The 21,806-nt window shown below is 66.0% G+C and carries 15 protein-coding genes and 1 tRNA gene; 9 read left to right on the top strand and 7 right to left on the bottom strand.

The window, feature by feature from the left end:
• Positions 1-89: 89 nt before the first annotated feature.
• The 5 genes from ACIP82_RS27850 to ACIP82_RS27830 all read left to right on the top strand — a co-directional run bounded on the left by ACIP82_RS27850 (position 90) and on the right by ACIP82_RS27830 (position 6,269).
• Positions 90-162, top strand: a tRNA-Lys gene (locus ACIP82_RS27850).
• A gap of 1,000 nt (positions 163-1,162) precedes the next feature.
• Complete coding sequence (locus ACIP82_RS27845; RefSeq protein WP_400657231.1) at positions 1,163-1,537, top strand: hypothetical protein; 375 nt, start codon at positions 1,163-1,165, stop codon at positions 1,535-1,537.
• Positions 1,538-1,570: 33 nt separating this feature from the next.
• Positions 1,571-3,175, top strand: coding sequence for a DGQHR domain-containing protein (locus tag ACIP82_RS27840; protein ID WP_400657229.1), 1,605 nt, complete (start codon positions 1,571-1,573; stop codon positions 3,173-3,175).
• A gap of 362 nt (positions 3,176-3,537) precedes the next feature.
• A complete protein-coding gene (locus ACIP82_RS27835; protein WP_400657227.1) occupies positions 3,538-4,071 on the top strand; it encodes a hypothetical protein in 534 nt (177 codons plus the stop codon).
• 449 nt (positions 4,072-4,520) lie between these two features.
• The gene (locus ACIP82_RS27830) at positions 4,521-6,269 is read left to right on the top strand and encodes an ATP-binding protein (protein WP_400657225.1); all 1,749 of its coding nucleotides are present in this window, start codon (positions 4,521-4,523) and stop codon (positions 6,267-6,269) included.
• 52 nt (positions 6,270-6,321) lie between these two features.
• Here ACIP82_RS27830 and dndE read toward each other — a convergent pair whose 3' ends face one another.
• The 4 genes from dndE to dndB are packed head-to-tail and all read right to left on the bottom strand — an operon-like array spanning position 6,322 to position 11,317.
• Entirely contained in the window at positions 6,322-6,702 is a 381-nt protein-coding gene (dndE, locus tag ACIP82_RS27825) for a DNA sulfur modification protein DndE (RefSeq protein WP_400657223.1), read from the bottom strand.
• Complete coding sequence (gene dndD / locus ACIP82_RS27820) at positions 6,692-8,710, bottom strand: DNA sulfur modification protein DndD (RefSeq protein ID WP_400657221.1); 2,019 nt, start codon at positions 8,708-8,710, stop codon at positions 6,692-6,694. Before dndD ends, dndE begins: the two co-directional genes overlap by 11 nt.
• A complete protein-coding gene (gene dndC, locus ACIP82_RS27815; protein WP_400657219.1) occupies positions 8,697-10,187 on the bottom strand; it encodes a DNA phosphorothioation system sulfurtransferase DndC in 1,491 nt (496 codons plus the stop codon). The genes dndD and dndC overlap by 14 nt, the downstream gene beginning before the upstream one ends.
• The gene (gene dndB, locus ACIP82_RS27810; RefSeq protein ID WP_400657217.1) at positions 10,184-11,317 is read right to left on the bottom strand and encodes a DNA sulfur modification protein DndB; all 1,134 of its coding nucleotides are present in this window, start codon (positions 11,315-11,317) and stop codon (positions 10,184-10,186) included. The genes dndC and dndB overlap by 4 nt, the downstream gene beginning before the upstream one ends.
• Positions 11,318-11,417: 100 nt before the next feature.
• On the opposite strand from dndB, the gene dndA reads away from it, so the two are divergent.
• Positions 11,418-12,551 carry a cysteine desulfurase DndA gene (dndA, locus tag ACIP82_RS27805; protein WP_400657215.1) on the top strand — a complete coding sequence of 378 codons (1,134 nt, stop codon included), beginning with the start codon at positions 11,418-11,420 and terminating at the stop codon, positions 12,549-12,551.
• A 20-nt stretch (positions 12,552-12,571) separates the two neighbouring features.
• On the opposite strand, the gene ACIP82_RS27800 is transcribed toward dndA, so the two are convergent.
• From ACIP82_RS27800 to xerC, 3 genes are all read right to left on the bottom strand, one after another.
• Positions 12,572-14,011 carry a DNA phosphorothioation-associated putative methyltransferase gene (locus tag ACIP82_RS27800; protein ID WP_400657213.1) on the bottom strand — a complete coding sequence of 480 codons (1,440 nt, stop codon included), beginning with the start codon at positions 14,009-14,011 and terminating at the stop codon, positions 12,572-12,574.
• A gap of 269 nt (positions 14,012-14,280) precedes the next feature.
• Complete coding sequence (locus ACIP82_RS27795) at positions 14,281-15,729, bottom strand: ATP-binding protein (RefSeq protein WP_400657211.1); 1,449 nt, start codon at positions 15,727-15,729, stop codon at positions 14,281-14,283.
• A 114-nt stretch (positions 15,730-15,843) separates the two neighbouring features.
• Positions 15,844-17,427 (bottom strand): tyrosine recombinase XerC, encoded by a 1,584-nt coding sequence (gene xerC / locus ACIP82_RS27790; protein ID WP_400657209.1) that lies wholly within the window; start codon positions 17,425-17,427, stop codon positions 15,844-15,846.
• A gap of 832 nt (positions 17,428-18,259) precedes the next feature.
• Between xerC and ACIP82_RS27785 the strand changes: the two genes are divergently transcribed.
• The 3 genes from ACIP82_RS27785 to ACIP82_RS27775 all read left to right on the top strand — a co-directional run bounded on the left by ACIP82_RS27785 (position 18,260) and on the right by ACIP82_RS27775 (position 21,720).
• A complete protein-coding gene (locus tag ACIP82_RS27785; protein ID WP_400657207.1) occupies positions 18,260-19,015 on the top strand; it encodes a hypothetical protein in 756 nt (251 codons plus the stop codon).
• 412 nt (positions 19,016-19,427) lie between these two features.
• Positions 19,428-21,152, top strand: coding sequence for an LCP family protein (locus ACIP82_RS27780; protein ID WP_400657204.1), 1,725 nt, complete (start codon positions 19,428-19,430; stop codon positions 21,150-21,152).
• A 109-nt stretch (positions 21,153-21,261) separates the two neighbouring features.
• Entirely contained in the window at positions 21,262-21,720 is a 459-nt protein-coding gene (locus ACIP82_RS27775) for an SRPBCC domain-containing protein (RefSeq protein ID WP_363611027.1), read from the top strand.
• Positions 21,721-21,806: the final 86 nt, after the last annotated feature.

The raw sequence follows: 21,806 nt of genomic DNA, 5'->3' as shown, positions 1-21,806 counted from the left end.
CCCCCGGCGCGCCCGCACAATCCACTGGCGGAGCCCTGGGTCCCACCGGGTAGGATCACCGTGGCCCGCCCCACACGGGGCCGGGCCACGGGCCGCTAGCTCAATTGGCAGAGCTGCGGACTTTTAATCCGTAGGTTCAGGGTTCGAGCCCCTGGCGGCCCACGGCGAAGCCCAGGTCAGATACCATCTGACCTGGGCTTTTATCATTTCTGAGGCAAGCAGCACTGGGTTCCCCGAGGGTGCTATATGTCCGATCCGTCCACCTGCGGGGACAGCGCCCCCTCGTTGCCCCCAAATCGCCCCCGAAGTTGCCCCGCGTCAGCTCCCCTGCCAAGTGAGAGAGTTGAGGCGGCTTCCTGGGTTTGGTGTGGAGTCGGAATTGAAGACCTTCGGATTATTCTGAAGCCGAAGCGGGCGCACGGCCGTCGGTGTCCCGCGCTGATGGTGTACCGCTGTGCCCTCTGGCAGTGCACCATCCCCAAGCCTCGAACCCCATGACCGACGCGGCGTCCGCCCCGCAGCTCATTACGGCCGCCAGACGGTCGGCGATCTGGCCTACTTCGCATGAGCTATGAAAGGCCGCCCCTGCTAGGCGCCGCCAGATGCCGGGCCGAACTGGCATGATCACACCCCAGCCCGCCACCACCAGCCCCTGGTCCCGTTCCGCCCCCACCCAGTGCCACCGGTCGCCGCGCCCGTCCAGGTCATCGGTGCCTCGGTGCCATCAGCGACCTCGATCTACGACCAGCCGGTCACCGAGCTCGGCAACCCCTTCCTCGACCCTCTGCTCCGAACTGCTCCTCCTGCAGGGTGCGAGTCATAGCTTCAAATCGTGCCCATCAGGCAGCAGGGCTCTCCTTCACGGTAGTTGAGCGCTTGCGAGGCATCAGGGCCTTCACCCGAGGCAGTCGATGGATCGCGGTGGCGCCAGCAGCCCGGGGGGCTGGCGGCGCCACCGGACACGACCTGATCGGCGGCGTCGCGATGCCTTGCCCGGGTCTCCACTGGAACATCCCGCCCATGGCGCCATGTTTGGCAACGCGAAACCGGATGTCTTGTGACCTGGGCATCTGTACAGGTGGACAGCTTTGCGGTTTGAAACGACATGTGCCATGTTTCTAAATACTTGCGCCTTGTCATCTCGACATGCCATCCTGACGGCATGTCACCTGGGGCGAGAACAGAGAAGCTGTGCTGGCAGAGCATTCGATCCGTCGCGCTTGCGCACAAGCTCGTGCCCGATGCGCCCGGCATCTACGCCTACTCGGAGCTCGCCGAGTTCCACGGCCTGGCTGTGGAGCACCACTGGATATACGTCGGCCAGGCGCTGTGCCTGCCAGCAAGACTGGCCCGCCACCAGGTCCGTACCGAGTCCAACAGGCAACTCAGAGACTGGCTGCACCGACCCGGCGAGAGGCAGCTCTGGTACGCAGAAGTTGACCACGCCGATCTCGACCGGGTGGAGCGGGACTTGATCGCCCGTCTCCAGCCCCGCTTTAACCGGACGCGCTACCTGCAGCACGTCCAGTCTGTCTAGCACCACGATCCCCGCAGATATCCAGGAGAGCGCATGGACACCCGTTCCGCATCCGACCTTGCCGCAGAGATGGAGGAGCTAACGGGACTCCGCGAACGGCAGATCAACATGATCGCCCGCTTCCTCGACGACTCGATTGCCCGGGACGACGCCCTGTTCGTCGAGGTGGCGCAGATGGGGGGCAGCCCCTCCTACATCGCCTCGGCCTCTCTGGAGTGGATCCGTAACCAGGTCAGCCTGGCGAACACCATGCCGCTGCTCAAGAAGAGCATCGACCCGGAGACGGGGAAGCTGCGGATCGACGAGGAGAGCATCGAAGTCATCTCGCAGCGAGCGATCGACTGGTCCCGGGAGTCCGTGCTCGCCAAGTACCTCATCGAGCGCGATAACCACAAGTTCCCGCCGATCCTCGTCGTCCTCAGCCAGCCGTGGGTCGACGACACCGAGAGCGACATGTGGGACGAGGACGGATGCGCGAAGGAGACCTCCGCGACCTTCCGTGCCCTCGACGGACGCGGCCGTGTCGGCATGCTTGAACTCGGCCCGCTGACCCGCCTGTACGCCTTCGACGGTCAGCACCGTGTCATTGGGATCGACGCCGCGCTCAAGCTCATCACCTATGGCCGGCTGGACGTTCGAGACAAGGAGGGCAGGGTCAAGCGCGACGAGGTCCTCCTCCTCGACGCCATCGTCGCCGAGCACAATCTCGACGAGGCCCAGCTCCAGCAACTCGGCGCCGAGCGCATGGGAGTCGAGATCATCCCAGCCGTCCTGAAGGGGGAGTCCCGCGAGGACGCCCAGCGCCGAGTCCGGAGCATCTTCACGCACGTAAACAAGCAGGCATCCCCGCTCACCCCCGGTGAGGTCGCTCAGCTCGACGAAGACAACGGGTTCGCCATCGTTGCCCGACGCGTAGCCGTTGAACATCCTCTCTTCAAGACCGCCAAGAGTGCTGTCAACTTCAAGAACAGCACGATCTCCAAGCGCTCGGCCCACATCACGACCCTCCAGACCTTGACGGAGATGGCAAAGGGCTACCTGCTCGCCGACAACCACTACAGCGACTGGGAAGCCAAGGGTCGCGAACTCGCACGCCGGCCAAGTGATGCAGAACTTCTGAAGGGCCGGTCGGACTTCGCACAGCTCTGGGACTACGTCAACGAGATGCCTACGTTCCAGGCCATCAACCGTGGCGAGTCCGCCTCGCGGTTCCGCCGCTTCGGACACGAGGTGGAGCGAGGAAGCGGCGGCGGAAAGGGACACCTCCTCCTCAGGCCGGTGGGCCAGCAAGCAATGGCCCAGGCTGTGGGACTGCTTCGCGCCGAAGGCATGCATCTCGACGACATCTTCAGCAAGCTCCACGTGCTCGACAGTCGGGGTGGCCTGAAGCTGGACTCCGTAGAGAACCCGTGGTGGGGAGTCCTGTACGACTTCAACGGCCAACGAATGAGCATCAAGGGGCGGGACACCGCTGTAAAGATCTTCCGCCACCTGGTGGCTGGCCTGCCGACGGAGAAGGAGCGGCGCGCCCTGCGTGAACTGCTCGCCGACGCACGTCTCGTTGGCGAGCACGAGTACCGCGACTACTCGGGCGAGGTCGTCCAGCGGAACAAGATCGGCCTGCCCGCCCAGATCTGACGAGATCTCGTCAATATGCTCACGGAGGGCGCGCCCCTCTTCCTGAGAGGGGGCGCCCGTCGAAGCTGGAAGCCGAGCCGCAGCCTCGGTAGCCGCTGGGTGTCCGTGAGTACTCCGAAATGGCTTCAGGTCGAGCCTGATTGAAGTGGCGCAAAAAATCTCGCGCGATCGTGAGGGTAGATCGCGTGAACAAGTCCCATAACAGGTAGAGCAGTTAAGCCACGAGCAGCGAGTGGCGCTTCGTATGCTGGAACCACCTGCTGATGTCGGGGTCGACCACACGGCGACGCCAGCCAAAGGGACAGCGGGCTACAACCGAAGAGGGCCTGACGCATGGCCGTCAGGTACCGGAAGGGCATTAGATGCCTCAGCTCAACGAGGCACGCCAGAGCGTGCTTCGCCGCCTGTACGACATGCACCACCGAGGAGCCCAGGACGTTCAGCGTCTGGAGGTCCTCGACACCGCGCTCAGCCTGACGCTCGGCGAGCGCCGCGCGGCCGACTGTCCCAAGTTCCTGCTGCGCAACGTACTCCGTGACGCCAAGCGGACCCACGATCGAGCGGCGATGGCCGCTCGCGAGTCGGCCGCAGTACTACCTCTCCCTGACGCTCATCGCCGGCGGACCTACCAGCTCCAGGCGGATGGCACCAAGACCGTTGAGCTGGTCTCGCACGACACCCCAGAGGAACGCGCGCTGGTGGGCGAGACCCTTCAGGAACTCGAGTCCTACGCTCGTAATCTTGGTCGGCACGGCCTGACCTGCTGGGCGGGACTGCTGGCAGGGCGGACCGCTACCGAAACGGCCGCTGGCGCAGGAGTCTCGATCGCTACGGTCGAACGAGCCTGGAAGAGCATCCGGACACACGCGCGTTGCCTCCTGCTGGCCAGCGGGTGATCGCATAGCCGTGGAGCTCGCTTTCCGCGGGGCTCCGTGGGGGGAAGGCGAACAGCGCCTCGCCTATCGCTTCACAGCAACTGTCCTGCGCCAACTGCTGCCTACCGGTGTGCTCGGAGCGTACTTGCTGCTCGATGCCAGCCCACCAACACCCGCTCCGATCTACATCGGCCGATCCGACTCCTGTCTACGGACCCGCCTAATCCGCCACCCACTGCTGGGGACCGCTACGCACTTCGCCTGGAGCCCCGCTCGCACGCCCCGGGGCGCCTACTGGTGCGAGTCCTACTGGTACCACCGGCTGCGTGGTGAGCAACTCTCGATCGCTAACCAGATACACCCCGCAACACCGGCTCACGCTGACTACCGGTGTGCGTTCTGCGCCGATGACTCGGCGGCTTGGCACCACGCTCTGAACACGAACCTGCTGAACTACAAGGAGGCACCCCATGACTGACACGAACCAGACGCCCGATGTCATCCCAGTGATGCTCAGCGGCCAGGCCCTCACCAGCCTGCGCGAGTCCGGCTACACGCTGTCGACCGCGATCGGCGAGGTCGTGGACAACAGCATCGAGGCGAACGCCAACACGATCCAGATCCTGATGGAAGAGACCACCAAGGGCCGCAAGAAGACCATCGACCGAGTGATCGTCATCGACGATGGCATCGGCATGGACGACAACATCCTGCAGCACTACCTGCAGCTCGGATACTCCACCCGGTTCATGTCCGACAAGACCATCGGCAAGTTCGGCATCGGAGCTAAACTGGCCGGCCTGAGCGTCGGGGAACGCATCGAGGCATGGTCCCGGGTTGCTGGAAGTGACCGAATCCGGCACGTGGTCTTCGACCTCCAGGATGCACGTAGCGCTGAGAATCGCGGTGAGCCGGTCGGTATCTACCCGCCGGACGATGAGCCGCTCCCCGCGCACCTGGAGCCGTACTTCCCCGAGGGCACCGGAACCCTGCTGATGTGGTCGAAGATCGACCGCGCGTCGAACGGCCGCGGCCAGAGCACCCCTGACGCCCTTCGGCTTGAACTGCAGAAGGAACTCTCCCGCATGTTCCGCGAGTTCCTGTACGGCGGTATCAAGATCGAGGTTGACACCGTCCGACTGTTCCCGCACGACCCCACGTTCCTTCGGGCTGGCTCCTGGGCCGATCACGTCCTCACCCGGGAGGCCGCTCGGGCGCAGGGCGCTCCCCGTGACCCCGACCTCCCAGACGATCACTTCCCCGGGCACATCTTCTTCAACGACTGGATCCCCGTCGAAGGAACGGACCACAAGGTGCGTGTGGTGATCACGCTCGCACCACGGGAGGTCGTCCGCCGTAGCGGCGTCGGCGGCGACGCCCTCGCGAAGACCCTGAGGATCCCTGACAACGAAGGCATGATCAGCTTCATGCGCCTCAACCGGGAGATCAGCTACACCGTCGTGCCGAAGCTGTTTCCGGGTGGGATCAAGACGCCCGACCGCTACATCGGCTTCGAGGTCCACTTCGATCCGACGCTGGACCGCATGATGGGGGTGCGCAACGTCAAGCGTGGCGCCGAGCCCTCGGACGAGCTTCGGAAAACCCTCCGGACCCTGGCGGAGCGCTGGATCCCCAATGCTCGTGCGGAGCTGCAGATCATCTGGGGGCAGATGGCCCGTGAGGAAGCCAAGGAGTCGGGCGAACATGCGCCCATCAACCAGGCGCTCACAGAAGCGGACCGATCACTGCCGAAGAGCCGGGTCAAGGAGGTCGTCTCGGAGGAGCAGCAGCTAGATCTCCTGGGCGAGCTGGCCCGGGACGCCGGCAAGCGGAGCGAGGAGGAACGCGCCGCATACGTGAAGAAGACCAAGGAGATGCCGTTCGTCATTGAGACGGTCGACTTCCCCGGCACCAACCTCTTCGAGATCACCCACGTGAACGGACAGTCGCTCATCCGTCTCAACTCGCGGCACCGCTTCTACAAGGAGATGTACGCCCCGCTGCGTGCCCTGTCACAGCAGGACCCCACAACAGTCACCCCGCACCAGGCCGCGGCCACCGCGCGAAGGGCTGCTGAGGCGATCACGCTCCTGCTGGTTGCCTATGCCCGCGCTGAAGCGCAGCATCCCGAGCCGGCGGAGCACTACGGAGATCTTCGGCAGTGGTGGGGCAACCTGACTGACCGGCTGATGTTCAAGGTGAAGGACGTCCTCGACTGATCAACCTGCGTCTGGCGGACCCCGTGCTTGTTGGGGGCCCGCCAGACGCACGTCACGCAGCGACCGTCATGACGAGATCCCGCACACTTTCAAGGTCCTTACGTCCCGCGAGGTACCCAATTCCACGGTGGAGGTGGACCGCCAGGGTACGGGAGACAGCCTCGTCGGTGGGCTCCTCACCATCCTGAAGACAGCGCGCCTTGATCAGTGCGAGGTAGATGTCGCCGTACTCGCTGCCGGCAAACGTCTTCCAGTCCATCGTAACGTTGGAATCTGCGACGATCTCCCGGACCAACGGTGTCGATGTGTCCTGCAGAGAGAACATCAAGGCCCAACGGCACAGGACATTCCAGTGCTTGATGCCTGTCACGCGCTTGAGACGGACCAGCTGGTCCTTGCCGGTCTGCGACAGTTTGATGTGATCAAGCGACATTCGGAACTCCGGTGGTCCAGAAGTAGCCCTTGTGGACTGTGGTCGTGAGCGCAGAGTCGTCATGGACGAGGGTGTAGGTGTGAGCAATCGACTTCTTAAGGCGGTTGTACAACTGCTCGTCGATCTCCTCGTCCGTTGACAGCAGAAGGACCTGGTCGTTGGCGTGCGGGAAGTACCGCTCCACCAGGTGCTCGCGGTGGTAGCTGTCGAGACGTCCCAGCGGTGTATCGATCACGCTCGGCAGTTCGTTGCCGGCTACACGAGCCACTCCCCAGAGAAGGGATACGGCAAGGAGCTGACGTTCCCCAGCGCTGAGTCGAGCACGGTCCAGGGGCTCACCATCGTTTCCGATGAGGTTCAGCGTGTACTTGTCGGTATCGATATTCAGGTCACGAATGAGGCCGGACTTCCGCATGAGCTTTCGGAGGCTCTCGAGGACGGCTACTTCAAGCTTGTCAATGCTCTCAGCGATGATCCCCGCCGCGTACCTCGCCAGCGTGTCTCGTGCGCGCTCCGTATAGTCCTCAAGGCGCTGCAACTCATTCGAGGTGCGCTCCTTCTTGGCGTTCTCCTTCTTCGCGCGGTCACGCGCGGTCTCGAGTTCAGCGCGTCGAGCCGTTGCCTCCTCCTGAGTCTCTGCTGCCCGCGCGATGAGGGCTTCAAGCGATCCGACCTTCAGGAGAGCTTCATCGCGGCTGTCCATCATCTCCTTGATGGCCGTGACGGCTGTCCCATGGTCCTTCTTGCCGGAGGTGGCGCTCGCGAGGAGCTCATCGACGGTGTCGCGCTCAGCAGACAGGGAATTGGCCCGCTTCACGAGATTCTTTGCAGCTGTCCAGCTCCCGGCCAGGCCCTGGTCAAGTGAGCTCAGTTGGACGAGCATGTCATGGGGGAGATTGAGCTGTCGCGGGGACAGGGCATCCTGGTTTCGGCGGTCGCGATCGGACTCCAGCTCGCGCGCGATATCCGATGCGGCGACGGCTGGCATGGCCTTCTCCAGAAGCTCGACCAGCCACTGGTCTCGCTTCTCCAACGCGTCCAGAACCTCTGCTGCCTGCATTGCGGCGTGCTCCCGCTGCGCGTGCTCGCGGACGGTGGAGAGCAGATCCTTCACAAGCAGAAAGGGAAGTGGGCCGCCTGCGACGGTCGTTCGCAGGTCATGGTCAATTTCTTGGATCTGCTTCTGGAGCTGCGTGCTCTGAGCGGTGAGCTCGGCGTGCCGCTCGAAGACAGCTCCGCCCTCCTTCTCAAACCGCTTCTGAGCGTCGCTTAGCGTGTTCTTGGCCTTTTCGAGCCGGGGGCTCAGTGAAGCCATGTCCTGCTTGGCCGAATCGACTCTCTGCTGCACAGCCTGCAGCTCAGCCTCGATACGTTCGATAACGTCCGAGGCTTTCTTGTCGGAGGTCCGCTCTTCCTCTGCGCGACGCTGGACGACCCGCAGGTCAGTTCGCAGCTGTTCGACCAGATCGACACCCAGCAATGACTGAACAGCAGACTTGATGACGTCGGCTGAGCGCTGATGGTCAGCCAAAGCCTCGATCTTCTCGCCGTCGAAGAAGAAAAGAGACGCCACATCTAGCGGAAGAATCTCTTCGACATGGTCAGTCCAGCCTTGGCTGAACATCCCGTTCGGATTCTTGCTGCCATCGAGATAGACCTGAAGGAACTCGCGAACCTTGTCGTCCTCGATTCGCCACCGCCTCTCTACCTTGTAGAGTCGCTCTTCACTGTCGACGACGATTGAGAATTCGACAGTGACGGAGGCGCCAACTTCAGGGTCGGCGGAACGGTTGATGCTGTCCCGGAGGTACTTTTGGTAGGAGCCTCGGGTGGACTGGGAACGCGAGCCGTAGAGTGCAAGTTGAATAGCCTCTAGCAGCGTGGTCTTCCCGCAGCCGTTCAGTCCGCCGATCAAAATGATCGGCTTGTTCTTCTTGGTGGCGAGAACCAGCGACTGCTCTCCGCGGTAAGCGCCAAAGTCCCGGAGGGTGATCTTACGCAGGTGCATTGGTGGTCTTCTCGCTCGCGTCCGTCGAGTTCTCTGTGGAGGGCTCGATTCCTAGGTTTTCAAGTTGGAAATCAAGGGCGTCCTGCGCGTCCTTGTAGTATCCCTTCTTGATTGCCTTCGCCAGGTTTTCGTAGAGCCCAGCCCGGCGACCCATCTTGCGGTAGTTCCGCTCAACACCCAGGAGTTCACGGAGAGTCGAGTAGTGGAGCTCGTCGCCATCGCACACCTGCTTCAGGATGGCCATGTTGTTGCCCTCTAGGGCGAGGTGGGCATCCACGGGGCGTCCCGGGAACTTCTCTCCTGTGATCTTCTCGTACAGTCCAGGGAGGATGTCCTCGACCTCGTGCTTGTCGAAGACCCAGATGCGCCGGATCTCGTGCAGCTCCTCCATCGTGATGAGCTCGATGTTCTGCACGTGTGCCGGCGCGTTCGTCCGGACGTGGTTCTGGGCCTCCAGAAGCTGCTTCAGCCAGTCTGCCCGGGCTTCCTGGGTGTAGGGGCCGTGGATGACCCTGTCACCGAAGAGCTGGACCTGTCCATTCATCCGGCGGAAGTCGCGCAGCGGCTTGTCGTCGGGCACATCCAGCCTGTTGCGGAGTTCAAGGAGCGGCTCCATCCACAGCTTCTCGTCGTCGTTCGAGATCATCGCGGACATGGACTTGTCCTGCTCGACCAGCGTGCAAGTCCAGCAGCCGAACCGACTATCGCCACAGGAGGGCGTCGTGTTGTCCACGACCAGCGGGCACTCGCCGTCGCTCGAGGCTCCCTGGTACATGGTGAGCAGGTCCTTGTTGTTGTGCCCCCAAGGGTTGGCCTGCTGCATCAGGAACGTCCACACCTCGTCGTTGGTCCAGTCCTCGACGGGGCTGTAGACCAGCGAGTTCGGCAGATTGCCATTGGGGGACAACCGGTCGCGAACCCGGCGCTTCTCATGCTTGGCCATGGCCTTCGCACGGGCCTGGCTCTCGGCCTTGCGGATGCCGAGGACGAGGATCGCTTCGCCGTGGCTCTTGACGACGTCGCGGATGAACTTGTTGGACGGGCGGATCTTGAGGCGTTCCGTGCACCAGCGGAACTTCGGCCGGGGCGCGGGGTAGCCGCGGCCGATCAGGTTGACCCAGAAGGTGTCCTTCACGACCGGCGTGAGGCGATGGGGCTGGATCGGCAGGTCTTGCTTGGCTGCAGCCTCGCTCATGGTCTCGAGGGACTGCGTGACCCAGCTGGCTACGATCGGGTTCTCGACCAAGGTGTCCGTACTGATTACATGGACAGGCTTGCTGCGTTGCTCGGCGGGCAGTCCCTTCAGGGCGAGCCAGACGAGCTGCAGGATCGCGGTGGAGTCCTTGCCGCCGCTGTAGCCGACCACCCATGGCACCTCGTCCGCGACATACAGCTCGCGGATCTCGTCGGTGAGTTCACTGACGACCTCCGCGAGTTTCCTGCCCTGGAACGGTGCAGTACGCGTCGGGGTGCTCATGCGTCTCCTCGGTGGCTGAACGCTTCTTCGGCCTGCTGCTCTTCGGGGGAGAGGGGCAGGCCGAGGCGCAAGCGCAGGTAGTTAGTGGTCAGGGCAAGGTTTTGGTGGCTCTTGGACACCCGGCCGCCCAAGATCGCGCGACCGCTCCAGTCGGCATTCGACCGACCCCAGTCCACGTCCTTGAGACGGCCCATGGAGGGCTGCCACTGAACCGGGTCGGTTGACTCCCGTAGGAGCGAGTTGCCCACACGGCCCAGGGCGTGGAGCGCGAGGCTGTGCGAGTGGAGGTAGTCCCGCCGCACGTCAGGGGCGCACAGCGAGCGGTCTCGCACCAGCTCCCACTCAGGGATGGTCTGGTCGACAGCCTCCCAGTATGCCTGTGCGAGACCAGAGGCTTCCTTCTTGTCGACCTCCAGGCCCTGCAGCAGGGCGTGCGTTCCGGAGTAGATCGCGCTCAGGGTGAACAGGCGCCGGGACCGGCTCGACAGGGTGCTCTGCTCCATCTCGACGCACCCCTTGAACACGGGTGACTCGAGTGCGAGCAGCTTGGTGACCTGTGCCAGGTCGTCGCGGTGGTCGTACAACACGCCGATCGAGCGCGATGGCCGCACAGCGTGGCGGTTGAGGTCGGCGAACATCTGCTGACAGCGGGCGAGCCCGGTGTCATGGAAGAACACGACGGCGATCGTCTCGTCACCGAGGTCGGGATGCTCCTGGAGCGCGACCTCGATCGCGGCCCTTCGGTGCTGACCGTCGTTGATCAGGAACCGCGCGTCCATCGGGATGTGGATCTGGCCGATCCGCATGCCAGCGCCCTCGTCGCTGACGCCGGTGAAGCGCAAGTCACCGTCGATCGACGCGGTCAGCGCACTGAACACGTAGTCGCCGGGGTTGTCGAGGAGGTAGCGGGTCAGTGCTGGCAGGCGGCCCTTGTTGAGCACGCGCTGGGCGCGCACCTCGGGGGGTAGCTCCTCCTCGTCGAACATGAACATCTTGGGGATCAGGCGTAGCGGGCACATCGAGACGTAGAACTCGCGGCCGGCCTGGATCCCACGGATCGCCGGGAAGGTGTACTCGAAGCCGATCGAGGTCCCGGCGCGTTTGGTCTTGGACTGTGTACGTGATCCCACGTGCGTAACATTAGCTCAGGTACGTCTATGATTTCACACGGGTACGTGTCTTGAATTTCGTGTCTGTCATGGTGTTAAAACTGGGATGCGGAGGGCGGTTGTGGTGAACTACCTGGACGTTGCGGCGACCACGCGGGTCGACCAGCGTGTGGCTGACGTGGTCATGCACTGGATGACAGAGGATTTCGGTAACGCCGGAAGCCGCACGCATGAGTTCGGCGCCCGCGCGAAGAAAGCCGTCCAGCAGGCACGTGAGCAGCTCGCATCCCAGATGGCTGCCAAGCCAGAAGAGCTGATCTTCACGAGCGGCGCCACGGAGAGCAACAACATCGCCCTGCTCGGACTCGCACCTCACGGGGAGCAGACCGGCAGACGCCACATCATCAGCTCCGCCACCGAGCACAAGGCCGTCATCGAGCCCCTCGAGCATCTGAGGACCCGCGGCTTCGATGTTGACTTCCTCACCCCGGATTCCCATGGACGAGTGAGCGTGGAAGCCGTGGCCGAGCGCCTGCGCCCAGACACCCTGCTCGTCTCGCTCATGCACGTGAACAACGAGACCGGGGTCATCCAGCCCGTCGCTGAACTCGCCCAGCTGCTGAGTCAGACACCCACGTACCTGCACGTGGATGCTGCGCAGGGCTTCGCCAAGCTGCCGAAGGACCTCATGGCACCGATCGACATGGTCAGCATCAGTGGCCACAAGATCGGTGCGCCGAAGGGCATCGGAGCCCTCCTGACGCGCCGGCGCGGCTGGAACAAGGTGCCGTTGCAGCCGCTGATGTTCGGCGGTGGCCAGGAACGCAAGCTGCGGCCCGGGACCCTGCCCGTGCCGCTGATCATGGGCTTGGCCAAGGCGGAGGAAATCTTCCGCACCGAGCACGCGTCCTGGCTCGCAGGCAGTCTTCAATTCCGCGAGCAGCTGCTGGACGCCCTCTCCGTCACCCGCTTCCACGTGAACGGTGACCCCGAGCGCGGGGTACCCCACATCCTCAACGTGTCGTTCGACGGTGTGGACGCCGAAGCCCTGATCATCCAGCTCAAGAATGTGGCGGCCGTGGCTACGGGCTCCGCATGCACCAGCGCCTCCTACACTCCGAGCCACGTGCTCACCGCCATGGGATTGCCCGAGCAGCAGGCGCACAACGGGCTGCGGCTCTCGTGGTTCCCCTCGCAGGTGGAGGACCTGGACCCGAACGAGATCGCTGCGGCCGTCGCAGGCCTCCAGACGTAGACGCGGTCGGTGATTGGCCATCACGCCGCCTGGCGACGGACCAGGCGGTGCCCACGCAGTTCGCGTCCGCAACGCTGGAGTTCGGCCTGCCAGCCTGTCGCCGTGCCGATCAGATGAGGACGTTCGTAGAGGCCGGCCCGCGTCTCGGCGGCGCTCAGCCGCTGGTACTTGGCGGCATCAGGGTCCTCCGGTGCGAGGAACTCGTGCTTGCGGTGGAGCACCGGACGATCGGGAGCGTCAACGTACGAGGAGTACGACGGCTCCAGCGTTCGAAGGTCGACGGTGTACGAGGAGCTCAGCTGCGGGTGGGGATCGCGGTCGAAGTCCGGATAGTCCATCCAACTGGCGGATCGGCCGTGGTAGCACAGCTTGGCGATGCTCCAGCTGGCCGGACGGCCGGCAGCGATCGCCGCGCAGTGCTCGTACATGCGCAGCACCGTCGGCAACTGGTGCAGGGCCCGTCGGTGGACGTAGAGCGCGGTGGCCGTCACCTTGCCTGCGGCTGACGCCTGCATGGCCCCGAGCACGTATGCGTCGTCCCGCAGCTTGAGTAGCAACCGATCGGCTCGGCGGCACGCCTCCATATACGAGGAGAAGAAGGCGCGGACGTCAAGCTGGACGGACATCGGCAGGCTGCTGAACGGTCCACGTCCGTTGAACAGTTCCACCGCGAGGAACAGCAGGGTGTCCAGGGTTGAGCGCCGGGCGCCGGCGTCCACTTTGGCCGGGTCGGCGGAACGGCGCACGAGACGCTGGAGGTCAGAAGGTTGCACGTGACCGAGGATCTCGGCCATCTGCTGAGGCATCTCTTCCAGCCGGGGAAGCCGGCCACGGCGCTCGGCGTGGTCCACGACGGCGGTGATCGCGCTCGCGCTGTCGCTGGAGCTGAGCCACTTGGCACTCGGCAGAATGCGGCGGGCCAGAAACGCCAGCCGTGCCGAGTCGTCCTTGAAGGCGTAGACAATGCCCGGCGCCGCCGCGACGCACCGCACCCCGGTGACCTCCTGCACGAAGGTCCGAAGTTCACCAGGGCTGAACAAGTGCTGGAAGGTGTTCCGGCTGGTGAGTAGCCCATCCGCGTACTCGTCACCGCGGACCTTGGTCCTCTCCCAGGTCAGGCGAGTCGAGACGACCAAGAGGGAACCAGCGAGGTCCCACGCTTGCCGGAGGGTTGCACAGCGCTCCGACGGATCCTCGATGATGTTGAGCACGTAGGTGAGCAGGACAACCTCGGCGGGCTCCACTCGCCCGTCCGGTTGGTAGAACGGATCCCAGCCCGCGACCGAGACCTCCATCCGCTCAAGCCCTCGGACGTCGCCACCGCGCCCGCACCCGTAGTCCAAGACGCTGGTAGCGGAGGTGATCTGCAGATCGGTGACGGCTTGGCGGGCGGGAACGGACAAGGCGGTGCGCCCGATTGCTGTAAGGCGCCGTTCGCTCTGCCACACCTGACGTGCCATGTGCTGCCTCGTTGAGATCTCACTGACTTCTGATTGCGGTCGCCAACCTGTTGTACAGAATGTCATGCTGACGTCGTGCCAGATTTGGTGGGTGTGCCTCCTTTGGATAGCACGGCGACGGATCCGGACCTGATTGGGGTCGAATCGCTTCGATCAGCTCTGTTCACCGCCACATGCTGATCGTTCTGGCCAGCTGAGCTCGGACCACTTGACGACTCGACGCACCTGGAAAGTGATCCAGAGCCTCGTTTCACCCGTGGCCGAGAACTTCACCTCCATGCATCGATCAGCTGGTCGGGCCCCCAGATCAGGTCGACTAGCCCCTTGTCGACGTCTGTTGTGATTCCGGACAGAGAGGCCACCACCAGGCCGGAGCTGTGAGAGCTGAAGCCTGGAATCTGAGGGGCGGCGCGAGTGAGGTCTGTGAGGTCGTGGCGGTCGAAGGGGGAGAGGAGCCACTTGGTAGAGCCGACGAAGAAGATCTGCTGTGCGACAGGGGAGCGGTCGGTGCCGACCAAGTCGACTTCCGGGTCGAACTGCCGGTTCCACCAGCCGCCGACTGCCTCGACCTGGCTCCATGGCAGGGCGCCGTCCGCGGCCGCCAGTTCGAGGGACTGGCGGACGAGTGGTTCGACGGCGCGGCCGCGCCAGGTGGCCCAGCGGCGCTCGACCACGCGGAATGCGGCCTCTGGTCGGCCTCTGCGGACCTGGTCCTGGGCGCTGCGCAGGACCGCCAGGTAGAGCCGCAGGTTGCTGTCGGCAATGCGGTAGAGGGCGGGTTTGCCCGGGCGGGTGGATACCGGCTCTTCCATGGCCAGGACGTGTTTCTCCTCGACCAGGCGGCGAAGCAGTGGTGACAGGGATCCTGAGGGCAGGGCGCCCTCGCGGCTGCCGGCTGTTGCGGCAATGTTGGCGTGGGTCCTCTCGCCGTTCCCGACGGCCTCCAGAACGCGGCGGGCTTGGTCCGGCGCGGGGAACTCGGCCAAGAGGGATGACTCGGGCACCGAGAAGAGCGGAGACGCCGGGTCTGCGCACTCCTGTTCCAGGAACTGCAGGGCAGGGGTGGCGTGCGGCCACGCGCGCAGGATGCCTGGCAGGCCGCCTGAGGCCAGGTGGGCGTCGATGGCATCGGCCGGAGCCAGCCCCAGTGCCTCGCCCGTTTCGGCGGGGTTCAGCGGCCCCAGGGTCAGGTTGTCGGCGCGACCGTAGAACGGGCGGTCATAGGCGGTGAGGCGTTCCATCATGTGCAGGTCGCTGCCGAGGAGCAGCAGCAGGACCGGGCGCTTGGCCAGGAGCCGGTCCCACGCAGTCTGCAGGGCCCCGTCGAAGAGGTCGTCCTGTTCGGTGAGCCAGGGCACCTCGTCGATCACGACGATTGAGGGCTGGTCGGGCAGGACCGCTGCCAGGGCGCGAAACGCGTCGGGCCAGCTGCCGGAGCTGCCTGAAGGCACCAGTTCTCCGTCCCTGGACACGGAGGACTCTCGTAGGTTGGTCAGGAACTCTTCGACCGCCTCGACGGGCGAGGCGCCCTTGGTGGCGGTGAAGAACAAGTAGGGGGCCGCTACTCGGTCGCAGAACTCCTGGACCAGCCGTGACTTGCCGACCTGGCGGCGGCCTCGGATTGCCACCGCTGTGCCGGCCCCTGTGGTGGCGATTCGCTCGAGGCGCTTGCGGAGCAGGGCAAGCTCGATCTTCCGGCCGACGAATGATGAGACCATGGCAAGCTCCGATCTGGGTAGATTCAATCTACATAGATTGAATCTACCCAATGTTCCCGCTTGATGGTCGACTACCTCAGAGGCGGATTTACAGGCAGGGGACCTGGAAACTGGTCAAGCAGCAACATGCCGCCACCAGCCCGAGCGAGCGGGCGCCCGTCCGCATACTTGTGCAATGGCACCACCGCGGCGGCTCCGGCAGGGACGTGCTCGAGGGCATCGGGGTAAGCGGTTGCGGCGTCGCGGTACCAGCGCCGCGGCTGCCTCAGCTGAGGCACGGGCACGGGCGGGACTTACGGACGCGTAGTCGTCCGTGGTGGCGATGGTCGCATGGCCGAGCAGGTCCTGGACCACTCTTCGGTCCCCTACCGCAGTCAGCGTGAGGGTGGCTGCTTCGTGGCGCAGGTCGTGCAGGCGGACCGGAGGTGAGCCGCTGCGCCTGCAGAGCAGTCGGAAGCGCTTGGAGACGTAGTCAGGGTGGAGCGGGCTGCCGTCCGCGCGGACGAAAACGCGACCGCCCGGCGCCCACGGGTCGCCCCGACGGCGTGATGCCTCCCTCATCCGACTGCGGTGGGTGGTCAGGGCCCCGATGGTGCCACTGTCGAGCGCGAGGGTGCGTTCACTGTGCTGCTTGGGTGTGGCCTCGTAGGGGACATAGCCGAGTTGGATCACCTGACGGGTGATGTCGATCGTCCCGAGATCCAGGTCGACCTCGCTCCAGCGTAGGCCGACCGCCTCGCCGCGGCGCAGACCACGGTAGATCAGCAGGTGCCACAGCGCGTACAGCCAGTCCTCGACGACGGCATCGAGGAATCCGCCAGTCTGCTCCTCTGTCCACACCATGACCGAGCTTGGGCGCACACCAGTGCCCTCCCAGGCAGCGATGCGCGCGGGTGTCCACAGCAGGGCCCGCGGCTTGTGCACAGGCGGGAGTTGGACCAGGCCGGCCCAGTTGACGGGGATGAGCAGTTGCCGTCGAGCATCTGACAAGGCCGAGCGCAGAGTGGCACGGATACGCTGCTTGGTCGCCGCACTGACGACACGCGGCTGGGCACCACGCGGCCGGTGGCGTAGAGAGGGCTCTGGCACAGCGGGCGGGGGAGCGTTGGCGCGAGGGTGGCCGGGACTGCGTCCATACCGGGACTTCCACTCCTGGTGCCGCGTGTGTGCGCTGGCGTACTGGTCACGCTGGACGCTGATGGCGCTGTTACGGGCGTCGATCGCATCGAACACATCGGCGATGTGATGCGGCCTGAGCTCGGCCAGAGGTACAGCATCGAGGCACGGCAGCAGATGTAGGCGCAGGTGGCCCTCATAGGAGCGTGCAGTGGTCGGCGCAAGGCCCGGGGCCTTATCGGACAGCCACTGCCGCAGGAAGTCGCCGGTGGTCAGGCCAACACCTGGCGGGCCAGGCACGGCCAGCGCAGTGTTACGCAGGTGATCCGCCGCAGCGAGCGCTTCTCGACGTGTGGGGAAACCGCTTGCGCGGCGGCGTTCGCGCTTGGCGCCAGGCAGGTGAGGCAGGGTGACGTCGTAGCACCAGGAACCGTGGCGCCGGTTGGTCAGGCTCGGGCAAGCGGCCCCCAACCGGTAGTAGCGCGGCTTGCCGTCTGCGCCGAGTACGGGGCGTCCGGCAGGCGTGAGAATCGGTGCACGGCAGTCGCAGTACCGATGAACCGAGCTCCTGATACCAGCCATGGCAGATGCTCCACGTCTCCGAAGGTCCCACTTCCATCATGCTCTGCAAGATGGCCCCGTGGAGTTGGCCAGCCAGGAGAGCACAGGATGCGATGGGCGATGCTGGCGCCTCTCTGGACGCCCCGTGTCGGGATGCACAGCTCGTAACAGGAGCCGGGTGGGGCGCCACGGCTCGGCAGAGGTGAAATTCGAGTCCTCGCGACGGGAAATCCGAAGCCTTCGAATATCAGGTTCACATCGCCGCTGGTCACGTAGCGTGAACGGTGCGCTGAGGCCGCCGCAGGCCAGTCTGCGGGGACAACGCGGGGACAGTGCGGGGACAACGCGGGGACAGAGCCGCCTGACACGGGGCTGGTCTGGATTGGACGTGCATGGAATGGGTGCTCGGCAGCGTGCAGCGATGGCCTGCCTGACCTGGACGAACGTGGCTCCGGGCAGACGAAGTGAGATGGTTCTGGACGAATGAAATTGACGCCGGATCGGACTTTTAATCCGTAGGTTCAGGGTTCGAGCCCCTGGCGGCCCACCACTGTCAAGGCCAGGTCGGACTGTTCCGACCTGGCCTTTTTCATGTTCTCCAGGCTGTCGGCGCTCCCCTTTCCGCCCCTGTAGGACGTCGTTCGGCGGGCTCCGTCTCCAGCGGGAGGTTCACGGACCGTCGCGGCACCCCTGCGTGGTACGTCGGCCGGACATGTCGCGCGGCGTCCTGTTCGAGGCGGGCGCCGGCGTCCGAGATCGGTCCGGGCGTCGGGTTCGGGCCCACAGGTGGCTCGTGGGGGTGGAACATGTCAGGCTGGTCAACTGTCATGCAGGGGCGAGGGATGGGGGGTTGATGAGTGGATTGCGGTTCTCCGCGGCTGTTGGGATCGTGTGCGCGGCGGTCGTCTGCGCAGGCTGCACCTCGGAGCCGGCGGCGAAGCCGGCCGACGGCGCGCCGGCCGGAACGTCCGCCGCGACGGTCAGCGCCTCCGTCTCCAGCCTGTCGCCGGTGGCGCCCGCCACCCCGACGGTGGACCCGAATGTGGTGCCGGGGTCGGTTCTGAAGACCTATCTGCCGACCGGCGACACCCTGCCCGCGGGGTGGCAGCTGTCTCCCATCTTCACGGAGAGCGACAGCGGCCCGGCGCAGGTGCCGCCGTCCGCGGCTCCCAGCCCGACGCTGTTGCCCTCCTGCGAGCAACTGGCCTCCCACGGCACGGCGGCGGCGCTCGGCAGCCCGGCCGCGTACGCATCCGAGGGGGTCGTCGGCCCGTCGGCCGGCGAGGTCGGGATCACGGTGAACTCCTACCACGCGGGTGACGCGGCGAGGGTCCTCAGCAGGCTGACGGTGCTCAAGGGCATCTGCGGAAGCACCTATGAGATCGGTTCCTCCGGGGGATTCAATCCGGTGACGGTGACCGTCAGCGGGGTCGACGGCCTGGGGGCGGAGAGCGTCCTCGTCAGGGTCGACCGGAAGGCCTACGTCGGCAAGGAGTTCGTCGTGGCGCGGGTCGGTGACCGGGTGCTGTCCGTGAGCTCCGACAACAAGTACGGGGCCTTCCCCGATGTGGTGGCGCTGGCGAAGGCCATCGTCCCGCAGGTCAAGTGAGACCGGAGGCGGCCGCGGCCCCCGCCCCGAGGCGGACCGCGATTTCGGTGAAGTCCGTTGATCCGAAGCCGGTTCGGCCGGGTGGACGGCACCTTCCGGGGTGCGATTCGTTGCCCTGAAAGGTCCTTGCGGCGGGAGCCGGGGGCGGTGGCGGTGGTGTGGCGGAGGGGGTGGGAGGCCGTCGGAGGGGCTTCCGCGCAAGGCCCGAGATCAATATGACCGGCCTTGTATGCTCCCGAAGGGTCTCCTGTGACGGCAGGGGCTCGGGAGGGGTTCCGGAAGCGGTCGCGTGGGGCGTTCATCGGTCATTGCGACCTTCGGATGTGCAACCCGGGGGCGGTTTCGACCGTCTTTCTGTGTGCAGCGCGCCCGGACCGGGTGGGTGCCGCGTCCGCCGGTGAAAGGTTCACGCATGTCAGGTCAGTGGGGCGAGGGCCCGGCTCGTGGTGAGAGCGCGCCCGGCGCGGCCACGGCCGAGGGGACCGGCGACGGGGTACCGCAGCCGCGTGGCGGCGGACGGGCCGAGGCCCGGCGGGCGGCCCAGGGCGGGGCGAGCTCCCCGGTGGCGGCGGGCGGTGGCCGGGCGGCGGCGCGCAACAGCCGGAAGCCCGGGAAGAACGTCAAGAAGATCGTCGCCTGGTCGGCGGCCGGCGTGCTGGTGCTGATAGCCGGCGCGGGCGGCGCGATCTACCTGAAGCTGAACGGCAACATCAAGTCCTTCGACGCGGACGCGATCGCCGCCGACCGCCCGCCGGAGGCGCAGGCCGACGCGGACGGCAACAAGCCGGTGAACGTGCTGCTGATCGGCTCGGACAGCCGGGGCAAGAACAACAGCGACCTCGGCGGCGGCGAGGACGGCGGCGCCCGCTCGGACACCACGATCCTGCTGCACGTCTACGCCGACCACAAGCACGCCGTCGGCATCTCCATCCCGCGCAACGCCATGGTCGTCATGCCTCCCTGCAAGCTGCCGAACGGCAAGTGGACCAAGGGGAGTCCGAGCGCGATGTTCAACGAGGCCTTCTCCACGGGCGGTTCGGACGACGGCAACCCGGCCTGCACCCAGAACACCGTGGAGAAGCTCACCGGCATCCGGGTCGACCACACCATCGTGGTGGACTTCCAGGGCTTCTCCGCGATGACCAAGGCCGTGGACGGGGTGGAGGTCTGTCTGCCGAAGCCGATCTACGAGGGCGACGTCAACCCGCATCTCGGCAGGAAGGGCAACGTCGTCCTCCCGCAGGGCAAGCAGAAGGTGGCGGGCCAGCAGGCGCTCGACTACGTCCGGCTGCGGCACGGCATCGGCGACGGCTCCGACATCGGCCGGATGAAGCGTCAGCAGGCCTTCCTCGGCTCGCTCGCCACCAAGATCAAGGGCGAGGGGCTCAGCCCCACCACGCTGCTCCCGCTCGCCGACGCCGCCACCAAGTCGCTGCTCGTCGACCCAGGGCTCCGCTCCGCGGACAAGCTGCTCTCCTTCGGTCTCTCGCTGAAGAACATCGACATGCACGACCTCAAGTTCGTGACCGTGCCCTGGCGTTACCGCACCCAGGACAAGAACATCGACCTCGTCCAGGCCGACGCCGCCAAGCTCTGGGAGACCCTCAAGGCCGACCGGACCATCGACGGCCAGAACGCCACCGGCGAGCAGCCGGCCGCGCCCGGCACGTCGGCCGCGCTCGAGACCGCGCCCCCCTCGCCGTCCGCGGCGGCCGACGAGGGCAACACGGCCGTCAAGGTGGCCGTGTACAACGGGACCACCACCGCGGGCGCGGCGGGCAAGGCGGGCGAGATGCTGAAGGCGGCGAAGTTCACCGTCACCAAGATGGGCACCGCGGCCGGCACCAAGTACGCGACCACGATGATCGAGTACGGCTCCGGGCAGAAGGCGGGCGCGGAGAAGGTCGCCGCGCTGTTCCCGGGCGCGACCGTCGAGGCCGGCACCTCGCCGGGCGTCACCGTGATCCTCGGGAAGGACTTCGCCGCCGCCAACGGCGGCGCGGCCGGCTCCGGTACCCCCGGCACCTCGGCGGGGCCGCCGGCGGCCCCGCAGCCGCTGCCGAGCAGCGTCACCGGCGACTCCCGCTCGGCGGACGACGACATCTGCGCCAACACCACCTACGGCAGCGGCGGGTAGCGGCCGCCGGGTGGCACCGGCCCCTGTCCGGCGCGCCCGGGGCGCGGGTGTCCCGGGGCCGTGCCATGGTGGCCGGGAAGGGGGGCCGTAGGCCCGAGAGGCGGACCCCATGGCCGAGATCGCCCTGCAACTCGACATCGCCGCGCCCCGCGCCGTCGTCCTGGCCGCGCTCAGCACCCACGACGGGCTGACCAGCTGGTGGACGACCGCGGTGGACCGCGACGGCGACGACGTCCTGCTCTTCGACTTCCCCGATGTGCCCGAGCCCTTCCGGCTGCGCCGCGAGCGGGCCGACCAGGACCGGGTGGTGTGGACGAACGTCGGCACCTTCCCGCCGCACTGGGCCGGCACCTGGATCAGCTGGGACCTCGCCGAGCAGCCCGGAGCGCCCGGCCGCACCCGGCTGCTGTTCCGCCACGGCGGCTGGCAGCCCGGCAGCGAGGAGGGCGTCCCGATGGTGGCCGGCACCTGGGCCGAACTGCTGGTCCGGCTCAAGGACTACGCGCAGAGCGGCAAGGCGCAGCCGTACTTCGTGAAGCGGCCGCCGCACGAGGAGGCCTCCGGGTGAAGGGCCCCGGGCCCCGGGGGACGCGCCCGGCGGGAACCGGCGCCCCGGGGCGACCGGACCGGCACGGGCGGTGACCGTCCGCCGCG

The sequence above is a fragment of the Kitasatospora sp. NPDC088548 genome (assembly GCF_044753005.1).
GTDB lineage: Bacteria > Actinomycetota > Actinomycetes > Streptomycetales > Streptomycetaceae > Kitasatospora.
The sequence above is the reverse complement of the archived record's forward strand: the minus strand, read 5'-3'. Positions and strand labels throughout refer to the sequence as shown.